Annotated in this window: 3 protein-coding genes; 2 read left to right on the top strand and 1 reads right to left on the bottom strand. The window is 36.4% G+C overall.

What is annotated here, in order from left to right:
* Positions 1-229: 229 nt before the first annotated feature.
* Together D1831_RS14020 and gnd are read left to right on the top strand one after the other, a co-directional pair.
* Positions 230-883, top strand: coding sequence for a bifunctional 2-keto-4-hydroxyglutarate aldolase/2-keto-3-deoxy-6-phosphogluconate aldolase (locus D1831_RS14020; RefSeq protein WP_225422908.1), 654 nt, complete (start codon positions 230-232; stop codon positions 881-883).
* Between the two features lie 132 nt (positions 884-1015).
* On the top strand, positions 1016-1912 hold the full coding sequence (gene gnd, locus D1831_RS14025; protein ID WP_125073428.1) for a phosphogluconate dehydrogenase (NAD(+)-dependent, decarboxylating): 897 nt from the start codon (positions 1016-1018) through the stop codon (positions 1910-1912).
* A 68-nt stretch (positions 1913-1980) separates the two neighbouring features.
* Here gnd and D1831_RS14030 read toward each other — a convergent pair whose 3' ends face one another.
* A complete protein-coding gene (locus D1831_RS14030; protein WP_125073429.1) occupies positions 1981-2826 on the bottom strand; it encodes a MurR/RpiR family transcriptional regulator in 846 nt (281 codons plus the stop codon).
* Positions 2827-2912: the final 86 nt, after the last annotated feature.

Raw genomic sequence — 2912 nt, forward strand, 5'->3', positions numbered from 1 at the left:
CAAAAAAGGGGCTGATATTCCTAAATGAAGGTAATCGTTGGTAACAGTAACCGAATCTCTGTAGCAAAACTAATGGTTGTTTAAATGCTAGTCTAGTTGATTATGTGATTATTATTTCTGATGCCGCTAAGAAATTGTAAGAGGATAAGTTAATGACAATTATTAGTTATTACTGTTTAAGTATGTTGTTTTCGTAAAACTAATATTTATAGAATAGAGGATGAGTGGTTTGACATTACAAAAATTTGATTATTTAAACCGTGTTGTTAACGCAGGTGTTGTTTCAGTTGTTCGTGGTGCAACTAAAGAGGTCGCCTATAAAACAGCAGAAGCATGTATTTTGGGTGGTGTAAAGGCTATTGAAGTAACCTTTACGGCACCACATGCTGATCAAATTATTGGTGAATTATCTGAAAAGTATCAAAATGATTCAGAAGTTGTAATTGGTGCGGGGACTGTATTAGATCCTGCAACTGCACGGATTGCCATCATTGCGGGTGCCCAATTTATTGTTAGTGCCACGTTTAATTCAGAAGTTGCTAAAGTATGTAATCTTTATGCAATTCCATATGTTCCAGGTTGCATGACACCAAACGATGTACAAAATGCGCTATCGTATGGAGCAGATGTTATTAAGTTGTTCCCAGGTTCAGTTGTCGGTCAGGGAATGGTTTCTGCACTTCATGGTCCATTTCCACAAGCAAACTTGATGATTACCGGTGGTGTTAACTTGGAAAATATGAAAGATTGGTTTGCTAAAGGCGCTGCTGTGTTAGGTGCTGGTAGTAATTTGACGGGAGCCGCAAGCAAAGGAGACTTTGAAGCAGTTACGGAAATGGCTAAGAAGTATCGTGCTGAAATTAATCAAATTCAATCTAAATAAATTACGTATTAAGAATTAGCCTAAAATTACTCGAGATGTCATTAACCTTTCAAAGTGGCAATGTACTCGAGTATTTTTTTGCTAAAATGCATATTATATAGTGTGAGTAATGGAAATTTGGAGGGATGGATAATGAAAATTGGTCTGATTGGTCTCGGAAAGATGGGATTAAATCTAGCATTAAACTTAGCTGACAATGGAATTACTCCAATAGGGTTTGATATAAATGAGCAAAATGTGGATATAGCAAAACAAGCTAATATTGTTACTGCCGACAATTTAGCTTTAATGATATCAAAATTACCAAGTCCAAAAATCATTTGGATAATGGTACCTGCAGGAAAACCGACGGATAGTGTTGTAAATGAACTGAAAACGGTTTTAACATCGGGAGATATCGTAATTGATGGTGGTAATTCATTTTATAAAGATAGTATACAACGTGCGATGGTTTTGGAAGAGAAGGGAATAACCTTTTTTGATGTGGGAACTTCGGGTGGTCAGGCTGGAGCACGCCACAATGGTAATTTTATGATTGGTGGAAATCCAAGCAAATTTAAAATTATTGAACCTATTTTCATTGCAATTTCAGCCCTAAATGGTTATTTATATACTGGACCATCTGGTAGTGGACACTATTTAAAAATGGTACACAACGGTATTGAATATGGGATGATGGAATCCATTGGGGAAGGGTTTGATGTGTTACAGCACAGTCCGTATGATTATAACAATGTGGATGTAGCACGAATGTGGAACAGTGGATCTGTCATTCGCAGTTGGTTGATGGAATTGGCGGAACAGGCGTTTAGTGATGATGGCAATCTTGAAGACATTAAGGGTACAATGCACTCTTCTGGAGAAGGACGGTGGACATTGGATGAGGCTTTAGATCAGCAAGTAGCTACGCCTGTGATAGCGATGTCTTTGTTAATGAGATACCGATCAATGGAGCAAGATACATTTTCCGGAAAGGTCGTTTCTGCACTTCGAAATGAGTTCGGTGGGCATGAGGTTGATAAAAAATAGTACGACGGAAAAGCATTGTAACCTTTTGAGTGATTACAATGCTTTTTTTGCGTGTCATTTTTAATGGTTCAATATCGTGTTTGTGAAATTACTTGTCGTACTTTTTCTATAGAATTAGACATTGCAGTCCCTAGTTTAAAGGAGCATAGGAAGAACAATGAATCCATGATGGATATTTGTGTAATCAGAGTATGCAACGCTTCGGAACGATACTTTGCTTCGTCTGAAACCGAACGAAACAAAATGGTAGCGCCATTTGCAACTTTTGTATTACTGAAACTTGTTATAACGATAATGGGAACCTTATTTGCTTTTAATATGTCCATTATTTTTAACGCATCTTTGTCCCGTCCACTCTGGGATACTAAAATGGCACAGTCATTTTTTGTCATGTTGCTGGCTTTCATTAGCTGTAAATGATAGTCAGAACTGTAAAAACAATTGATAGGTGTTCTAATGAATTCAAAGTAGCCGTTTAGTGCGACGACGTTTGAACCAGCTATTCCGAAAAAGCCGAGAGTTTTACTTTTGGTAATTAGGTCCACGGCACTAGTCAGTTGTTTTTCTGTCATTAAATTATACGTTGATTGTAAAGAGCGTTGATCTAATTCAAAAATGGATCTGACCTTATTTAATTCACCTTCTTGATTATCAAATTCATCGATACGAAAATCGTTGGGATCTTTAAGCATGGAGGTTAATTCTAAACGTAATTCAGGAAAACCAGTATATCCTAGATGTTTAGAAAATCGAGATAAGCTTGCGGAAGAAACATTAATTTCTTTTGCAAAAGTGTGGATCGATTTCGTGGTTATATTAGTTTCGTTATTCAAAAAATAATTTGCAATGATTTTATCGGTAGTACTCATTTGTTCATAGTTTGCCAACATACGACTTCGCAAAGTACTTTTCATAAGATCACATCCTTTCGTTGATTACTAAATCTTAGTATGGTGCCATGGCAATTATAGGCTATTTGTTTCATGTTTCATAATTATTT

This window comes from Lactiplantibacillus garii (assembly GCF_003885105.1).
In the GTDB taxonomy this organism is placed as follows: Bacteria; Bacillota; Bacilli; order Lactobacillales; family Lactobacillaceae; genus Lactiplantibacillus; species Lactiplantibacillus garii.